Origin of the sequence: Streptomyces sp. NPDC090021 (genome assembly GCF_044748225.1) — a bacterium.
Taxonomy (GTDB): domain Bacteria; phylum Actinomycetota; class Actinomycetes; order Streptomycetales; family Streptomycetaceae; genus Streptomyces.
Genome location: NZ_JBIVFO010000077.1, coordinates 1 through 17,795, shown reverse-complemented (window position 1 = coordinate 17,795; position 17,795 = coordinate 1). Strand labels below are relative to the sequence as shown.

General features: G+C 72.2%; 8 protein-coding genes. 2 read left to right on the top strand and 6 right to left on the bottom strand.

The window, feature by feature from the left end; genetic code table 11:
* The 6 genes from ACIPXC_RS34445 to ACIPXC_RS34420 all read right to left on the bottom strand — a co-directional run.
* The coding region (locus tag ACIPXC_RS34445) for a beta-ketoacyl synthase N-terminal-like domain-containing protein (protein WP_401626285.1) at positions 1–3,896 on the bottom strand (3,896 nt) is incomplete at its 3' end.
* 90 nt (positions 3,897–3,986) lie between these two features.
* Complete coding sequence (locus ACIPXC_RS34440) at positions 3,987–4,457, bottom strand: nuclear transport factor 2 family protein (RefSeq protein ID WP_401626282.1); 471 nt, start codon at positions 4,455–4,457, stop codon at positions 3,987–3,989.
* A gap of 86 nt (positions 4,458–4,543) precedes the next feature.
* The gene (locus ACIPXC_RS34435) at positions 4,544–5,431 is read right to left on the bottom strand and encodes an SDR family oxidoreductase (RefSeq protein ID WP_401626279.1); all 888 of its coding nucleotides are present in this window, start codon (positions 5,429–5,431) and stop codon (positions 4,544–4,546) included.
* Between the two features lie 43 nt (positions 5,432–5,474).
* The gene (locus ACIPXC_RS34430) at positions 5,475–6,878 is read right to left on the bottom strand and encodes a short-chain dehydrogenase (RefSeq protein WP_401626276.1); all 1,404 of its coding nucleotides are present in this window, start codon (positions 6,876–6,878) and stop codon (positions 5,475–5,477) included.
* On the bottom strand, positions 6,875–8,056 hold the full coding sequence (locus ACIPXC_RS34425) for an FAD-dependent monooxygenase (RefSeq protein WP_401626274.1): 1,182 nt from the start codon (positions 8,054–8,056) through the stop codon (positions 6,875–6,877). The genes ACIPXC_RS34430 and ACIPXC_RS34425 overlap by 4 nt, the downstream gene beginning before the upstream one ends.
* Positions 8,056–15,318 (bottom strand): amino acid adenylation domain-containing protein, encoded by a 7,263-nt coding sequence (locus ACIPXC_RS34420; RefSeq protein WP_401626288.1) that lies wholly within the window; start codon positions 15,316–15,318, stop codon positions 8,056–8,058. Before ACIPXC_RS34420 ends, ACIPXC_RS34425 begins: the two co-directional genes overlap by 1 nt.
* A gap of 274 nt (positions 15,319–15,592) precedes the next feature.
* Between ACIPXC_RS34420 and ACIPXC_RS34415 the strand changes: the two genes are divergently transcribed.
* Both ACIPXC_RS34415 and ACIPXC_RS34410 read left to right on the top strand, forming a co-directional pair.
* Positions 15,593–16,972 carry a cytochrome P450 gene (locus ACIPXC_RS34415; protein ID WP_401626271.1) on the top strand — a complete coding sequence of 460 codons (1,380 nt, stop codon included), beginning with the start codon at positions 15,593–15,595 and terminating at the stop codon, positions 16,970–16,972.
* Positions 16,969–17,795 (top strand): alcohol dehydrogenase catalytic domain-containing protein (locus tag ACIPXC_RS34410; RefSeq protein ID WP_401626268.1); only part of this gene is annotated, 827 nt, incomplete at its 3' end. The genes ACIPXC_RS34415 and ACIPXC_RS34410, both read left to right, overlap by 4 nt.

The following is a 17,795-nucleotide window of genomic DNA, read 5'->3' as shown; positions in this document are numbered from 1 at the left end:
AGACCCGCACCCTCACCCCAACCGGTACCGTCCGCGTCGTCGGAGAACGCCTTGCAACGCCCGTCCTCCGACAGCCCGCGCTGCCGACTGAACTCCACGAACGTGCCCGGGGTCGACATCACGGTCACACCGCCGGCCAGCGCCAGCGAACACTCACCCTGACGCAGGGCCTGGGCAGCCAGGTGCATGGCCACCAGCGAGGAGGAACACGCCGTGTCCACACTGACCGCCGGCCCCTCCAGCCCCAACGTGTACGCGACCCGGCCCGAGGCAACACTGTTGGAACTGCCGGTCAGCAGATAGCCGTCGGTGTCCTCCACGGCCTCGTGCAGCCGCGGCCCGTAGTCAGGGGACATCAGGCCGGTGAACACGCCGGTTCGGCTGCCGCGCAGGCTCGCCGGGTCGATACCCGCCCGCTCGAACGCCTCCCACGCAGTCTCCAGCAACAACCGCTGCTGCGGATCCGTGGCCAGCGCCTCACGCGGACTGATCCCGAAGAACTCCGCGTCGAACCGGTCCGCGTCGTACAGGAACCCACCACGACGCGTGTACGAGGTCCCGCGATGCTCCGGATCAGGATCGTAAAGGGACTCCAGATCCCAACCCCGGTTCTCCGGGAAACCGGAAATCGCATCCCGCCCCTCGGCCACCAGCCGCCACAGCTCCTCCGGGCCGGTGACCCCACCCGGGAAACGACACCCGATACCGACGATCGCGATCGGCTCGTCGGCAGCGACGGCGGAAGCGACGGCAGCGCCGGCACCTGTGCCCTGCGTCCGCTCCCGCTGCTCCGGCCCGCCCTGGACGTCGTACGACGCCGCCAGCTCGGTCCGCAGGTGGGCAGCGAGCGAGGCGGGGGTCGGGAAGTCGAACAGCAGTGAGGCGGGCAGCCGCAGTCCGGTGGCCGTCTCGAGGTGATTGCGCAGCTCGACGGCGCGCAGCGAGGTGAACCCGAGGTCGGAGAACGCGGCCTGCGGATCGAGACCTTCACCGCCGGGCTGCTGGAGCACCACCTCGGCGGCCGCGTCGACGACCGCCTGGAGGGAGCGTTCCTGCTCGGCCTCGGACAGGGCGGCCAGCCGCCGCCGCAGCTCGGCCGCCGGCCCGCCGTCCTCATCGGTGCCGGGGGTGCCGGGGGTGCCGAGCGCGCGCAGCCCGCCGGAGCCGGGCCCGTTCGCCCGCGTGCGGCCGGCCGGGTCGGGCCAGTAGCGCTTGCGCTGGAAGGCGTACGGCGGGAGCGGGCTCAGCGGTGTCCCCGCCGGGAACACGGTGTGCCAGTTGCAGACCACCCCGGCGGTGTGCAGCTGGGCGAGTGCGGCCATCGCGGACTGCTGCTCGTCGCGGTCGCGTACCAGTGCGGCGAAGGCGGCCGGGCGCGGCTCGTCGCCTTCGAGCGTGGCGGTGACGGCCTGGGTGAGCACGGGAGTCGGGGACAGCTCGAGGAAGGTGCTGACCCCGGCGTCCCGCAGCGCGCGCACCCCGTCGGCGAAGCGTACGGTGGCGCGGATGTGCCGGACCCAGTAACCGGGATCGGTGAGCTGCTCGTCGGTGGCGATCGTGCCGGTGACGTTCGAGACGACCGGTATCCGGGCCGGGGAGTAGCTGAGGCTCTCGGCGGTCAGCCGGAACTCCTCCAGGATCGCGTCCATGTGCGGGGAGTGCCCGGCGACGTTGACGGCGAGCCGCTTGGTCTTGCGGCCCCGCTCCCTCCAGTACGCACACACGGCGAGTACGGCGTCCTCGTCACCCGAGACGACGGTCCCGTCCGGGGAGTTGAGGCCGGCGATGCCGACCGCGCCGGCGTGGTCAGCGAGTTCGCCGAAGGAGGCCAGGACCTCCTCTTCGCCCGCCTGCACCGCGGCCATCGCGCCGCCCGCCCGGGACTGGATCAGCCGGGCCCGTACGGTGGCCAGGGTGCACACGTCGGGCAGCGACAGCACTCCGGCGACGTGCGCGGCGGCGAGCTCGCCCATCGAGTGGCCGGTGACGTAGTCGGGGGTCACGCCCCAGCTCTCGTAGAGCCGGTAGAGGGCGACCTCGACCGCGAGCAGAGCGGGCAGCGCGTAGTCGGTGCGGTCCAGCAGCTCGGCCTCGGGGCTGCCGGGCGCGGCGAAGATCAGCTCGCGGACGGGCCGGTCGAGTCGCCGGTCGAGTTCGTCGCAGACCGCGTCGAAGGCGGAGGCGTAGACGGGGTGGGCGGCGTACAGGCCCCGGCCCATGCCCACGCTCTGGCTGCCGCCCCCGCCGAACAGCACGGCGGTGCGGCCCGGCCGGGCGGTTCCCGCGACGGTGTACGGGGAAGGCAACCCGCCGGCCAGGGCGCGCAGCCCGGCCAACAGCTCGGCCCGGGAACCGGCCACGACCGCGGCCCGGTGCTCGAAGGCGGTGCGGGAGGTGGCGAGGGAGAGACCGGCAGAGGCGGCCCCGATGGCGGGGTGGGCGTCCAGGTGGTCGGCGAGCCGGCCGGCCTGGGCGCGTACGGCGGCCTCGGTGCGGCCGGACAGCACCCAGGGCAGCGCGGTGCCCGGCTCCTGCCCGGCGTCGGCCCCGGGGGTCGTAACGGCCTCGGCTCCGGACCCGGTCGGGGCCTCGGCCAGCACCATGTGACAGTTGGTGCCGCCCACGCCGAGGGAGCCGACGACGGCCAGCAGCGGGGCGTCCTCGTGCGGCCAGTCCGCCAACTCGTCCTGGACCCGCAGGCGCAGCTCGTCCATCGGGATCGCCGGGTTGGGGGTCTCGTAGTTGAGGCTGGGCGGCAGCGCCCGGTGATGGATGCTCAGCGCCACCTTCAGCAGGCCGACGATGCCCGCGGCGGCCTCCAGGTGGCCGACGTTGGTCTTGGCGGAGCCGACCCGCAGCGGGCGGTCGTCCGCCCGGCCGGGGGCCGTGACGGCGCCGACCGCACGCGCTTCGACCGGGTCGCCGACCGTCGTGCCGGTGCCGTGCAGCTCCAGGTACTGGAGGTCGGCCGGATCGATGCCGGCCCGGCGGCAGGCGGCCCGCAGCGCGGCGCTCTGGGTGTCCTCGCCCGGGGTGGTCAGCCCGGGCGTGGCACCGTCGTTGTTGACGGCGCTGCCCCGGATCACGCAGTACACGGGGTCGCCGTCGGCCAGCGCCGAGGACAGCGGCTTCAGGACGACGAGGGCGCCGCCCTCGCCGCGCACGATCCCGTTGGCGCGGGCGTCGAACACGTGGCAGCGCGCATCGGGGGAGAGCGCGCCGAGGCGTGCCAGGGCGAGGGTGCTCTCCGGAATCAGGTTCAGGTTGACGCCGCCGGCCAGCGCGGTGGTCGACTCGCCGTTGCGCAGGCTGGTGCAGGCCGCGTGCACCGCCACCAGCGAGGAGGACTGGGCGGTGTCGAGGGTCATGCTCGGCCCGCGCAGGCCGAGGGCGTAGCTCACCCGGTTGGCGATGATGCCCCGGTGGGTGCCGGTCACGCTGTACTGGCTGATGGCGGGGGCGCCGTACTCGTGCAGCAGCTTGGCGTAGTCGTCCCAGATGGCGCCGACGAAGATGCCGGTGCTGCTGCCGTCGAGGCTGCCCGGCAGGATCCGGGCGTCCTCCAGGGCCTCCCAGGCCAGTTCGAGGACCAGCCGCTGCTGCGGGTCCATCGCCAGGGCCTCCTGCGGCGAGATGCCGAAGAAGGCCGCGTCGAAGGATTCGGCGTCCGCGATGAATCCGCCTCGCCGCTCCACCGGGCCGCCGTCCCCCGTCTCCCACCGGCCCTGCGGAACCTCACCGATCGCGTCACGCCCCGAGGAGAGCAGCTCCCAGAACGCCGCGGGCCCGTCGGCCCCGGGCAACCTGCAGGACAGGCCGATCACCGCGATCGGCTCGTCCGGAGCCCGGTCCGTGTCCGACGCCGCGGTGCTGCCGATGCCGTGCTGGTCGCTCATGTGGAGCCTGTCTCCTGTCGGGTACGAAAGGGGGTGTTGCGGGCGAAAGGGCCGGAAGCCGGTGGGCGGGTGCCGGAGCCTGCCGCAGGGTCAGGAGGCGGCGGTGTCCGTCGCCCCGCCGGCGAGCGCCTGGAGTGCCTGCTTCCAGGGGAGTTCGCCGCCCGCGGCCTCCATGACCAGCCACGGGTTCCAGAAGTCGCGGTAGAGCTTGATCTTGCCGTCCTCGAAGCGGACCACCGACAGGTACGTCTGGGTGTACTGGCCGCCGGTGGCCAGCAGGGTGGCCTCACCGGTGAACGCGGCGATCACCAGGCCGTCCTCGGCCGTGGCGTAGAACTCCGGCTCGGAGAACTCCACCTTCAGCTGCTGGCCGAACATGGTCATCTGGCCGAGCAGCTGCTCACGGCCCTGCATCTGACTGGCGAAACCCCATGCGGGGTAGGGGAATTCGAGGATGCCGTCCTCGGCGAACAGGCCGACCCACTCCTCGATGCGCCCGCTGGAGAGCAGCTCCAGGCTGTGGCGGAAGAGGTCCTTGAGGTCCTGCGGGGTAGTGGTCATGAAGGGGCTCTTTTCTCTGTGAGGGGTTGCGTACGGGACAGCGGGGATCCGGGCGGAGCGGCCGCCCGGCCCGGGCGAGCGGACGTTCAGGAAGCGGTGGCGGTGACGATGCCGCCGAAGACCTTGTCGATTGCGCGGTCCGGCAGCATCCGGGCCAGCAGCCGGCCGCCCGTGGCGTCCTTGCCGACGCCGTACCGGGTCCGCGGCCGCTTGCTCACCAGCGCCCGCATCACCGTGCGGGCCACGTCGTCGGCGGTGGTGCCGCTGGTGCGCGCCGAATGCTCGTTGGTCTCCAGGAAGCGCAGGAACGTGTCGCGGTACAGCTCCGACACCGCCTCCGGGGCCTCGCCGAGGGTGCGGGCGGCCTCGAGCGACATCTTGTCCCAGATCGGCGTCATGATCGCGCCCGGCTGGACGACCGACACCGGGATGCCGAACGGCGCCAGCTCGCGCCGGAGCGCGTCGCTGAGGGCCTCCTTGGCGAACTGGGCCGCCGCGTACGCCCCCATGTAGGGGATGGCCACATTGCCCAATCCCGAGGTGATGTTGACGATCCGTCCGGCTCCGGTTCGCAGCAGCGGGAGGAGGCTCTGGATCACCGCCAGTTGCCCGACCACGTTGGTTTCGAGCTGGCGGCGCAGCAGCTCGGGGGTGACGCACTCCAGCGGCGCGGTCACCGCGATACCCGCATTGTTGACCAGACCGAACAGGCCCGCGTCGGCGGTCTCCTCGGCGATCCGGTCCGCGGCGTCGCGGATACCGGCCTCGTCGGTGACGTCCAGGATGACAGGGGTGAGCCGGACGGCCCCGGAGGCGGCGAGCCGCTCGGCGTCCTCGGTGCGCCGGACCCCGGCGTAGACCTGGAAGCCGACCCGGGCGAGGTGGCGGGCGCATGCCTCGCCCAGGCCGGAGGAGGCTCCGGTGATGACGACGGCCTTCCCCTGAGGGGACAGCAGAGGCGTCCTGTTGGACACAGTGGTTCTCCGGTTCGAGAAGGGTGCGAGAAGTGATGGGCCGTCAGGATTTGGCGGCGGCAAGGACCGCCTCCAGCGAGGCGGCGGCCAGGCGCTCGGCCCGCTCCGCGGACACGGCACCCTCGACATGGGTGAAGTTCCAGGCCAGGCGCCCGTGGCTGGTGTTGATCGCGGCGCAGTAGTACGCGTTCACGGACAGGCCCGCGATGAACTCGGCGGAGGAGACCTGCCAGGGGCCGACGGCGTCCGGGAACTCGTACCGGCCGACGTTCGAAACGCAGAGCGTGATCGGGCCCTTCTCCTCCATGAAGCGGAGGAACCGCTGGCTCTTGGCAACCGACTTGGGGGCTACCGGACCCAGCGTGGCGACCGCCGTGAGGTGCTCGCCGCGTCGCCGTCGGCGGGCCAGGTCCCGGCTGATCGCTCGGGCCATCGGCCACAGCGGGGCGCCGGGCCGGTAGTCGACCACCGTGGGCACGGTGGCGACGTAGGTGCCGATCTCGTCCTCGCCGACCCGCGGCTCCAGCGCGTCGCGGAAGGTGATGGGCGAACCGATCACCAGCGGGCCGGGCCGGTCACCGGCGTCCTGCGCGGCGGCGGTCGCCAGCGCGGCCGCCAGCGCGCCGTGCACCGTGGTCTGCTCGCGCTTGCAAGCCGCGGCCAGCTCGGCCAGCTGGTCGCCGGGGAGCGAGCGGGGCAGCAGCTGGGTCACGCGCTCCTCGAACGGGACGCGGGTGGTGGGTTCGAACCGGCGCGGCTGGATCCGCTTGGCCGCGCCCTGGTCGGCGATCTGCTGGGCGACGACCTTGCGTGCACCGCCCAGCCCGCGGTGGCCGGCCGGCAGCAGCTTCTCGGGGGCGGGCAGCAGGCGTAGCGAGCGGACGCCCGGCGTGCTCCGACCGACGCCGGATCCCTCCTCGTACGAGGCGATCTCGGCGGCGAGTTCGATCCACTGGCGGATCAGCGTGAGTACGGTGGTGCCGTCGGCGATGCAGTGCGGCAGGGTCAGCACCAGGTCGTGGACGTCCGGGGCGCCGCCGCTGCCGGGCCGGGTGACGACCAGGGCGCGGGCGAGCGGTCCGGTACGCCAGTTGACGGCGGTGACCAGCTCGTACGCGTTCACCTCCCGCTCCCAGTGCTCGCCGGCGCCGCCGCTCTCGGCGGACACGGCGACCGTCCGCAGCGGGATCTCCCGGCCCGGCGCCGGCCGGAACCGGGGCTTTCGGCCCTGCGCGTCGGCGGTGATCGAGGCCCGCAGCAGCGGGTGGCGGCGCTGCAGGGCGGTGAGCGCCCGCGCGGCCAGTTCCGCGTCGAACGGCCCGTGCAACCGGGCGTGCGAGATGACGTTCAGCGGGGAGAGCTGGTCACAGATCCAGTACCACCGCTCGAGCGGGCTGAGCGAGCGGTCCGCCTCCTCGGCTCCGGTAGCTGCGTTCCACTGGCTCACGGCCGCGCCTCCAGGGTGAAGTCCAGGTACTCGGAATTGGTCTTGTCCAGCACGGACGCCGGGGCGAACCGGAAGAAGAGGTCTCGGCCGAGGATGCGCAGCGGCTGCTCGGTCTGCTCCAGGAAACTGAGCGTGTGGGCGCCCTCGACGATCTTCCGGGTGCGGGGCCGGCGGGCGGCCTCGTAGGCGCGCAGCCCGCGGCGCGGATCGGCGCCGGCGGCAACGGCGTCGCGCAGGTGGTGGGCGAGGACCACCGCGTCCTCGACGGCCATGCACGCGCCCTGCCCCAAGCTGGTCATCATCGGGTGGGCGGCGTCCCCCAGCAGGGTCACCGGACCGTCGCCCCACTCTTCCAGGAACGGCCTGTCGCGGGCCGGGAAGGCGGAGATCGCCTCGATCGGGGTGGCCTCGACGGCCGCCACCACCTCCGGCGCCCAGCCCGTGTAAGTGGCGAGGATCTCGTCCTTGCCGCCGCGCCAGTCCCGGGCCTGCTCGACCGGCATGTTCTTGGTGCCCCACCAGTAGACCTGGCCTGCGCCGATGTTGGCGATGCCGAAGCGCTTGCCGCGGCCCCAGTAGTGGGCGCCGTACTGCTTGGGCACCCGCGGGTGGCTGAAGTCCGGGGTGGCCACCCAGCACACGTAGCCGGTCTCCCGGGACTCCTCCGGCCCGGCCACCTGGGCGCGGATCGCCGAGTTGAAGCCGTCGGCGCCGATCAGTACGTCGCCCCGTGCCTCCCGGCCGTCCCGGAACCGCACGGTGACCCCGTCCGCGTCCTGCTCGTAGCCGGTGGCGACGGCACCGAGGGTGAGCGGGCAGTCGTCGATCTCCTTCAGCAGCAGCTGCTGGAGCAGGGTGCGGGAGACACCGAAGCTGGGCGCGCCCAGCCGGTCGCAGAGTTCCTTGAAGTGCAGGGTCCGGATGACCTTGCCCTCGGTGGTGAGGAAGTGCAGCTCCTCCAGGATCTCCGCGTGGTCCTCCATGCGCAGATCGATGCCTAGGGTGCGCAGCGCCAGCACGGCGTTGGTCATGAAGGACAGGGCGCCGCCCGCCGGCTTCAGTTCCCGGGCCCGCTCATAGACCTCGACGTCCAGTCCGACCTTGCGCAGGGTGGCGGCGGCGGTGAGTCCGCCGATACCCGCCCCGACGACGATCGCCTTGATGTTCTTGCCGGCCATCAGTGTGCGGTTCCTTCCTGGGGGGTGTGCTCGGTCTCGGTGGTGTCGTGCGGGGTGATGGCCTGGCCGACGGACTGCACGTACGGCTCGTCCAGGAGCAGCAGGTGGTCGCCGGGCACCTCCACGACGTCGACCCGGCCGCCGGTGAGGGTGGCCCAGCCGTTGGCGGGCGCGTCGTGCAGGGTGCGGGCGGCGCCGTGCATGGGCTTCAGCACGTCCGGCAGCGGAGCGGTCGCCTTGACCAGGGTGAGGTTGATCGGCTCCGGCGCGGGCTTGTAGTCGCGCAGGGAGTTCCAGTTCGCCTTGTAGACCTCGAACAGTCGGCGGATCGCGGTCTGGGCGGTGGCCACCGGGACGATGCCCACGGCCGCCGCGCGTTCGGCGATGTAGTCCAGCCGCCCGTCATCCGTGGTGAGTTCGGCCGGGATCCGGTCCACGGGGGCGCTGCCGCCCCGGTCCACCCAGATCAGCTCCCAGAAGAACCACTCCATCATGGCCTGTTCGGCGACCTCGGGCCGCTCGCCCGGGTCCGGTGCGATGGAGTCCAGCAGGATCAGCTGCGACAGCTCCGCCTCCCCGGTCCGGCGCAGCTCCCGCGCCATCTCGAAGGCCACGAACCCGCCGAAGGACCAGCCGCCGATCCGGTACGGGCCCTCCGGTTGCACCCGCTTGATCGCGTCCAGATAGCTGCGGGCCAGCCCGGCCATGGTGGTGACCGGCTCCGTGCCCGGCTCGCCGCCCGCCGCCTGGAGCGCGTACAGCGGCTGGTCGTCCGGCAGGTGCCGGGCCAGACGCACGTAGCAGAGCACGTTGCCGCCCAGCGGGTGGACCAGGAACACCGGGGTACGGCCGGAGCCGTCCGCCGGTCCGGTCTTGATGGGCACCACCGGGTCGAAGGCGGCCACCGCCTCGCCGGACCGAAGCTTGTCGGCCAGCATCGCGATCGTCGGCGCGGCCACGAACGCGGTCAGCGGCATCCGGATCCCGAACCGCTTCTCGATGGTGACGATCAGCCGCATCGCGGTGAGCGACGTACCGCCGACGGCGAAGAAGTCGTCGTGCACCCCGATCCCCGGCCGGTTCAGCATGTCACCGAAGATCGCGGCGAGGGACTGCTCCAAGGCGTCGCGCGGCGGGGTGGGTGCCACCGCGGTACCGGTGTCCAGCTCGGTGCGGCGCAGCGCCGCGTCGTCGCGCTTGCCGCTCGGTGTCATCGGCAGCTTGTCCAGCCACACCAGGTGCGCGGGCACCATGTAGTCGGGGAGTACGGCCCGCAGCCGGCCCAGGATCTCGTCCAGGTCGGCCGAGCCCTCCTCGCCGAGCAGGAACCCGACCAGGAAGGAGTCCCCTCCCTCACCCCGGTGACGGGCCACCACGGCCGCGCTCCGGATACCCGGGAACTCCTCCGAAAGGGCGGTGATGGCGATCTCCACCTCGGCGGGCTCCACCCGGAACCCGCGCACCTTCACCTGGTTGTCGGCCCGGCCCAGCCACACGGTGTCGCCGTCGGGCAGCACCCGGCCCACGTCACCGGTGCGGTAGAGGCGGGCCCCGGCCCGGGTCGGGTGCGGCACGAACCGCTCCTCGGTCAGGTCCGGCCGGTCCTTGTAGCCCAGCGCCAGGCAGGCGCCGCCCAGGTAGATCTCCCCGTGCACACCGGTCGGCACCGGCCTCAGCCGGTCGTCCAGCACATGGATCTCGGCGCCGTCGATGGCCGTGCCGATCGGCGGCAGCGCGGGCCAGCCGGCCGGGTCGCCGGACAGCAGATAGGCGCTGGCGATGTTGGTCTCGGTCGGGCCGTACTGGTTCTCGAGCAGCGTGGGCCTCACGGCGCAGAACCGGCGCAGCTCCTCGGTGACGCGCAGCTGCTCCCCGGAGGAGATCAGGATGCGCAGCGCGCGCGGCCGGATCCCCAGCAGGTCGGATGCCTCGGCGACGGCCTGCAGCGCGACGAACGGCATGAACCAGCGCTCGATCGCCTGCTCGTCCAGTAGCCGCAGCAGAACGGCCGGGTCGCGGCGGTCGGTGTCGGAGACCAGGTGGAGGGTGCCGCCGCACGCCATCGTGGAGAAGATCTCCTGGAAGGAGACGTCGAAGCTGAGCGGGGCGAACTGCAGGGTACGGGCGCCGGGCGCGTTGGTCTCGGCACGCAGCTGCCACTGCGTGTAGTTGGCCCAGAGACGGTGCGGGAGTTCCACGCCCTTCGGCTCGCCGGAGGAGCCCGAGGTGAACAGGATCAGGCACAGGCTGTCCAGCGGCAGCGCCTGAGGTCCGGCCGCCGTGCCGGCTTCGCCCGGGGCGGCCGCCGCCTCGTCGAATCCGTCCGTGCCCGGCATCGGGATCGTCTCGACCGGCAGCACCAGCTCCGGGTCCGGCACCAGGGCCGCGTGCGCGGCGTGCGTGATCACCCGGAACGGCTGCGCCCGCTGGATCATCCGGGCGATCCGCTCGGCCGGATAGCTCACGTCGAGCGGCACGCAGGCCGCACCGGCCCGCAGCACACCGATGACGGTGGCGATCATCTCCGGGGAGCGGTCCAGCGCGATGCCCACGCCGGCCCCGGCCGGTGCGCCCAGTTCCCGCAGCCGGGCCGTGACCTGGGCGGCGGCCCGGTCCAGGTCCCGGTAGGTCCAACGGACGCCGCCGAAGACCACGGCCTCCGCATCGGGCTGCCGGGCCGCCATCGCGGTGAACCGGCTCATCACGTCCGCCGGTTCGGGGGCGGGGTTCGCCGGCAGTTCGCCGTCGGCCGTCAGGAAGCCGAAGCCCGGCGCCTCGTCGGGACGTTCCACGATCCGGCGCAGCACGGCGGTGAAACCGTCGGCGAGCAGCGCGGCCTGCACGGCGGTGAAGGAGCGGCCCGCGCAGTTCAGCCGGAGCCGGACCCGGCCGTCGCGCGGGTCCACGATCGCGTTGGTGAGCAGACCGAAGTTGGTCTCCTCGTACGTGGTCAGGTCCAGCAGCTCCAGCTGGTCGGCGCCCAGCACCGTCTCCAGGTTGTGCAGCCGGACGAAGGTGAACGCGGTGTCCAGCAGCGGGGCGCCGCCCCGGTCGCTCTGCACTGCGCTGAGCGGGTACGCGCGGTACGGGTGTGAGTCCCGCTCCTGGCGGACCACGTCCCGCACCACCTCCAGCCAACTGGCCTGCCCGCCGCCCAGCCGGAACGGCATGGTGTTGAGGAAGAGTCCTGTCAGCCGGTCGGAATCGGCGACCTCCGGGCGGCCGTGCGTGACCAGGCCGGTGGTGATGTCCTCGGCGCCGGACAGCAGCCGCAGGGTCAGGCAGTGCGCGGCGAACAGCACCAGCCGCACCGGCACCGCGTGTTCCCGGGCGAACTCCTGTACCCCCCGCTCGAGATCCGCGGGCAGCTCGATGTGGTGGACGATGCCCTCGCCCGAGTTCGGTGCCTCGTACGGCCCGAACGGGTCGAGCTGCACGAGCTCCGCCCCGTCGAGCAGGGTGCCCCAGTATTCCTTGGCCTGCGCGGACTCCAGCAGCGCCCGCTCCTGGCGGACGTGCTCGGCGGTGGACGGCAGCGTGCGGTCCGGGACCGGTTCGACGGGCGCGCCCAGGCCGTGCAGGTAGTCCTGGAGCAGCTCGCTCATCAGGTTGGCGACGCTCCAGCCGTCCAGGATCGCGTGGTGGAAGCTGAGCACCAGGTCCACCAGGCCCGGGCGGGCGTGCACCCGGGTGTGGTGCAGTCCGGGGCGCTCGTAGTCGTAGGGGTGGTGGCGGCGCTCCTCAATGTGCGCGAGGACCTCTGCCTCGGCCGCCTCCTCGGTCATCCCGCGCAGGTCGGTGACGTCGAGGGTGCCGGTGACTTGGGGGTGCACGATCTGCAGCGGCTCGGTGTACCCGCCGAGGGAGAACGAGGACCGCAGCACCGGGTGACGCTCCGACAGCCGGCCGTACGCGGTGCGGAATGCCTGCTCGTCCCAGTCGACGCGCAGCCGGTAGCGGAAGACGTCCCGGTAGACGGTGGTGCTTCCCTCTTCGCTGCCGTGGTACAGCATACCCAGGTGCAGCCGGGTGGCCGGGTACGCGTCGACCGCGCCCAGGCCCAGCAGTCGGGCCTTGTCCATGCCGGTGACGAGCGCGAACGGCTCGGGCGCCGGGGCCTGGGCCGCGGCCTGCGCATCGACGGGGCGGACCTGGGGGGCGAGCGTGGCGACGGTGGTGTACCGGGCCATGTCGGCCAGGGTGACGGCCAGGTGGCGCTTCTCGGCGGCCGCCCGGATCCGCAGCATGGTGATGGAGTCGCCGCCGAGCACGAAGTAGTCGTCGTGGACGGACACGCGCGGGACGCCGAGCACCTCGGACCAGATCTCCGCCAGGGCCTGCTCGGTCGCGTCGCGCGGGGCGGCGTACTGACCCGCGGCGCCGCCGGTGGTCTGGTCGGGCACCGTCCGGAGCAGGGACCGCCGGTCGGCCTTGCCGTTGGGGGTCAGCGGGATCGAGTCGATCCGCACGAACCGGGCCGGGATCATGAAATCAGGCAGGTCGCGGGCGAGTTCGGAACGCAGACCGGCCGGGTCCAGCTCGGTGTCGGCGACGTACGCGCCGATCAGGGAGCCGCCGCGGTCCTGCGTGACCCGGTGCAGCACCACCGCGCCGCGTACGTCGGGCACGAGCGACAACCGGTGCTCGACCTCGCCCAGCTCGATGCGGTTGCCGCGGATCTTGACCTGGCCGTCGATCCGGCCCAGGTACTCCAGGGTCCCGTCGGCGAGCCGGCGGGCCAGGTCCCCGGTGCGGTACAGCCGCGCGCCGGGAGTGAACGGGTGCTCGATGAATGCCTGGTGGGTCAGCTCGGGCCGGCCCAGGTAGCCGCGGGCCAGGCCGACACCGGCGATGCACAGCTCGCCTGGAGCACCCACCGGCTGCGGGTTTCCGTACGGGTCGAGCACGTGCAGCTCGGTGTTGTCGATGGGTCGGCCGATCGGCACCCGGTCCACGGTGGCGTCCGGGTCGGCAGGGCAGTCCCAGTACGACACGTCCACGGTGGCCTCGGTGGGCCCGTACAGGTTCACCAGCGACGGCACCGGCCGGCCGGCCGCGGCGAAGATCCGGTTGAAGCGGTCGACCTGCTCCGGCGGCAGTGCCTCGCCGGAGCAGAAGACCCGGCGCAGCGAGGCCGCCCGCCCCGTCAGCTCCGGCCGGTCCTGGAGCAGCTGGAGGAACTGCCCGAACATCGACGGCACGAAGTGCATCACGGTCACGGCCCGGGCCTCGATCGTGCCCAGCATCTCCAGCGGGTCCTTCTCGGCACCCGGCGCGAGCAGGGTCAGCCCGGCCCCGGCCAGCTGCCACCAGAACAGCTCCCACACCGACACGTCGAAGGAAACGGGTGTCTTCTGGAGCAGCACGTCCCCTTCCCCGACCGGGTAGCGGCGCTGCATCCAGTTCAGCCGGTTGACCACCGACCGGTGCTCGACCATCACGCCCTTGGGGCGGCCGGTGGAGCCCGAGGTGTACAGGACGTACGCGAGGCTGCGCGGACCGGCGAGCTGTGGCAGCCCTCCGGCCGGCACCTCGGGCAGGGCCTCGTCCGCCCGCCGTACGACCGCACCGAGCTCCTCGGGCAGCGCGGGTGCTCCCGGGCCGGTCAGAACGGCGCGTGCCCCACTGTCCTCCAGCAGCAGCCGGATCCGGTCGGCCGGGTAGCCGGGGTCGACCGGCACGTACGCGGCGCCCGCCTTGAGTACACCGAGGATCGCGGGCAGCAGCGCGGGCGAGCGCTCCATCAGGACCGCGACCCGATCACCCGGTTCCACGCCGTCGCCGCGCAGCGCGTACGCCAGCCGGGCGGCCCGGTCCTCGAGCTCGCCGTAGCTGAGGGAGTCGTCGGGGCCCGGACCGGTCACCGCGGTCCGGGCCGGGGTGCGGGCCGCCTGCTCGGCGAACAGGCCGTGCAGGGTGGTGTCCTCGGGGAACTCGGCGGCCGTGCGGTTGTGGCCTTCGACCAGCTCGGCCCACTCCTTGGGGTCGAGCGCGGTCAGCGTGGAGACCGGGCGGTCGGGAGCGTCCAGCGCGGCCAGTACCAGGTTCCGCACGTGCCGGCCGAACGCCTCCACCGGGAAGTCGGTGTCGAAGACATCGGTGGCGTAGTCGAGTTCGACCAGGACGTCCTCGCCGTCCGCGATCTCGTTCACGACCACCGCGAGCACGTCGTGGTCGTGGGCGCGGGTGCCGCCGGTGGTCTGCGCGGTCGTGCCGGGCAGTTCGCGGGCGGCGGGCCACTGCACGTACGACAGGGTCACATCGAACAGGGCGCGCTGCGCTCCGCCGCTGACCGCGGGGACCTCGCGCAGCACCTCACCCAGCGGGAACCGCTCGTGGCGCTGCAGTTCGCGCGAGGCCCGCAGCACGGCGGCGACCAGCTCGGTGAAGGTGCCGGTGCCGACGGCCCGCACGGGCAGCGGCAGGGTGTTGGCGAACTGGCCGACGGTACGGCGCTGCGCCTGGCCCCGCCGGTTGAACAGCGGAACGCCGAGCACCACGTCCTCGCTCAGATGGGTCCGCGACAGGTGCACGGCGAACGCCGCCGCAATGAAGGCGAACGGCGACTCGCCGCGCTCCCGGATCCGGGCGACGGCGGCATGCGGCAGGGCGAAGGAGTGCCGGGCCGAGGTGCGCTGCCCGCTGGGCACGCGGCGCGTGAACAGCGGCGGCTCGACGCCCGCCAGCGTGGTGCGGAAGTGCTCCCGGTCCTTGGCGTACTGGGCCGAGCCGCGGTAGCGTCCCTCGTCCTCCAGCACGGCGAGGGCCGACTGCTCCGGCTCCTGGTCCGGCTCCTCGCCCGCGGCCACCGCGACGGTCTGCGCGAGCAGCAGGTTCAGCGCCCAGGCGTCCGCCAGGATGTGGTGCGCCTTGACGAAGACGTGGACGGCGTCCGGGCTCTCCTTGAGCACCGCCAGCTCACAGGCCGGGCCCTCGCCGAGGGTGAACGGCCGGTCGTACGCGGCCTCGATCCACTCGGCGATCCGGGTCCCGGCATCCGCCCCGGCGTCGGTGAAGTCCAGCACTTCGACCCGCGGCGCGGTCGCGCCGGCCCGCTGCTGCGGGACCCCGTCCACCTCACGGAACTCCAGCCGCAGCGCGTCGTGCCGTGTGGCGGCGGACTCCAGCGCGGCGGCCAGTGCCGCCGGGTCCACCTGCCCGGCGAATCGGCGTGAAATGTACAGATTGAACTGCGGGAGCCGCGGGAACAGCGAATTCGCCACCCAGATGTCTCGCTGGTAGGCCGTCAACGGTGACCACACGGATGAATTCACGGTTCCCCTGCTCGGTCGATCTCAGGACACGGACTTGCAGGTCACACCCTGCACAGAAGCGATCTCGGCCATCCAGAAATTCCAATGCCTGGTACTCCCAGTACCAGGCATGCGGTTCATCGGAAGCAGAGCACCAGGATGCTTTATTCCTGGACGATCCAGAAAAATGCGAACACTCCGTAAACCCCACTGGCGGAGATCGCTTTCCCGTGTGAAGAATCCAGAGGTCGCATCCCAGACCCATCGTCCGGAAAGGAACCCAGTGAGCACGGAAGTACCGCTGGTCGTCGGCCACCCTTTTCTCGGGTCGCTCAAGGAGCTGAGGGAGGACGTCCTCGCGGCCTATCTCCGGGCCCAGCGCACCGTGGGTGACGTGGTCAGATTCCAGGCCGGCCCGCCCGGCATGCGCACCGAGGTCCACGGCGTCTTCTCGGCCGACGGGGTCCGGCAGGTGCTCGCCTCCCAGGCCGTGAATTTCCGCAAGGACAATCCGACGTACACTGAGATCCGGGAATCCGTAGGAAACGGATTGCTGACAAGCCAGGACGAGGACTACGTCTTCCAGCGGCGCATGGTCCAGCCGCTGTTCACCCGGCGCCGAGTGAACGAGTACGCCGGCGCCGTACACACCGAAACGATTCGGACAGTAGCTGGCTGGAAATCGGCGCCCGATGGCGTCGTGGACGTCTCGGCGGATATGGCCGAATTCGCCCTTCGGGCCGTGACGCGCATCCTCTTCGGCGCCGACATCGATACCGCGATCGATGTCGTACGACGGCGATTTCCGGTCATCGGCGAAAGCGTGCTGCGTCGCGGCGTCTCCCCGGTCCGGCTGCCCCGGACCTGGCCGACCCCCGCCAACCGTCGCACCCTCTCCGCCCAGCGGGAGCTCTACGACGTCTGCGACCGGATCATCGCCCAGCGGACCGCCGCCGGCGAGCAGGACGAACGGGACGACATGGTCTCCCTGCTGGTCCGGGTCCGTGACGAGGACGGCTCCGGGCTCACCGCCGACGCGGTCCGCGACCAGATCCTGATCTTCCTGCTGGCCGGGCACGAGACCACCGCGACCTCCCTCGGATTCGCCCTCCACCTGCTCGCCGGCCACCCCGAGGTACGGGCCCGCGCCCGTGCCGAGGTGGACACCGTCCTGACCGGCCGGCCCGCGACGGCCGACGACATGGACGCGCTTCCCTACCTCACCCAGGTGCTCAAGGAGACGATGCGGCTGTACCCGGCCGTCGCCATCATGGGCCGCCGGGCCGTCGCCGACGCCGACGTGGCCGGATTCCGCATCCCTGCCGGGGCCGACGTCTACCTCACCCCCTGGGTCACGCACCGTCACCCGGACTACTGGAAGCGGCCCGAGACCTTCGACCCGGAGCACTTCGCCCCGGACCAGGAGGCGACCCGCCCGCGCTACGCCTGGTTCCCCTTCGGCGGCGGCCCGCGCGCCTGCATCGGCCAGCACTTCTCGATGCTCGAGGCGTGCGTGGCGCTGGCCACCATCCTGCAGCGCTTCGACATCGACGCCTACGACCCGCCCGGCCATACGGTCCCCCTCGACCTGGGCATGGCCCTGCGCCCCGCCGGGCCGCTCCGCGTCCGAGTGACCGCCCGCACTGCGGAGGCAGCCGCGTGAAACACCTACGTGAGGCGCTCCTGGCCTCGGACCGTACCCCCGCGGACATCGCCGCCCTGCCGCTGCCCGAGTCGTACGGGGCCATGGTGCTGCGGGCCGAGGACGCCGCCATGTTCGAGGGCATCCCCAGTCACGAGAAGGACCCGCGCAAGACGCTGAACCTGGCCCAAGTTCCGGTGCCCGAACTGGGCCCGGGCGAGGCCCTGGTGGCCGTCATGGCCTCCTCCGTGAACTACAACACGGTGTGGAGTTCGATCTTCGAGCCACTGCCGACGTTCGCCTTCCTGGAGCGGTACGGGCGCACCTGCGACCTGGCTCGCCGGCACGACCTGCCGTACCACGTCATCGGCTCCGACCTCGCGGGCGTCGTCCTGCGCACCGGACCGGGTGTGAACGCCTGGAAGCCGGGCGACGAGGTCGTCGCGCACTGCCTCTCGGTCGAGCTGGAGTCCTCCGACGGCCACAACGACACGATGCTCGACCCCGAGCAGCGCATCTGGGGCTTCGAGACCAACTTCGGCGGCCTGGCCGAGATCGCCCTGGTCAAGTCCAACCAGCTGATGCCCAAGCCCGGCCACCTCAGCTGGGAGGAGGCGGCGGCCCCGGGTCTGGTCAACTCCACCGCGTACCGTCAGCTGGTCTCCAGCAACGGCGCCGGCATGAAGCAGGGCGACAACGTCCTGATCTGGGGCGCCAGCGGCGGCCTCGGCTCCTACGCCACCCAGCTTGCGCTGGCCGGCGGCGCCAACCCGATCTGCGTCGTCTCCTCCCCCGAGAAGGCCGACATCTGCCGGTCCATGGGCGCCACCGCGGTCATCGACCG

Bases quoted from the DNA above. Each gene is read 5' to 3' on its own strand.
- ACIPXC_RS34440 (WP_401626282.1), bottom strand. From the start codon at position 4,457: ATGACCACTACCCCGCAGGACCTCAAGGACCTCTTCCGCCACAGCCTG.
- ACIPXC_RS34425 (WP_401626274.1), bottom strand. From the start codon at position 8,056: ATGGCCGGCAAGAACATCAAGGCGATCGTCGTCGGGGCGGGTATCGGC.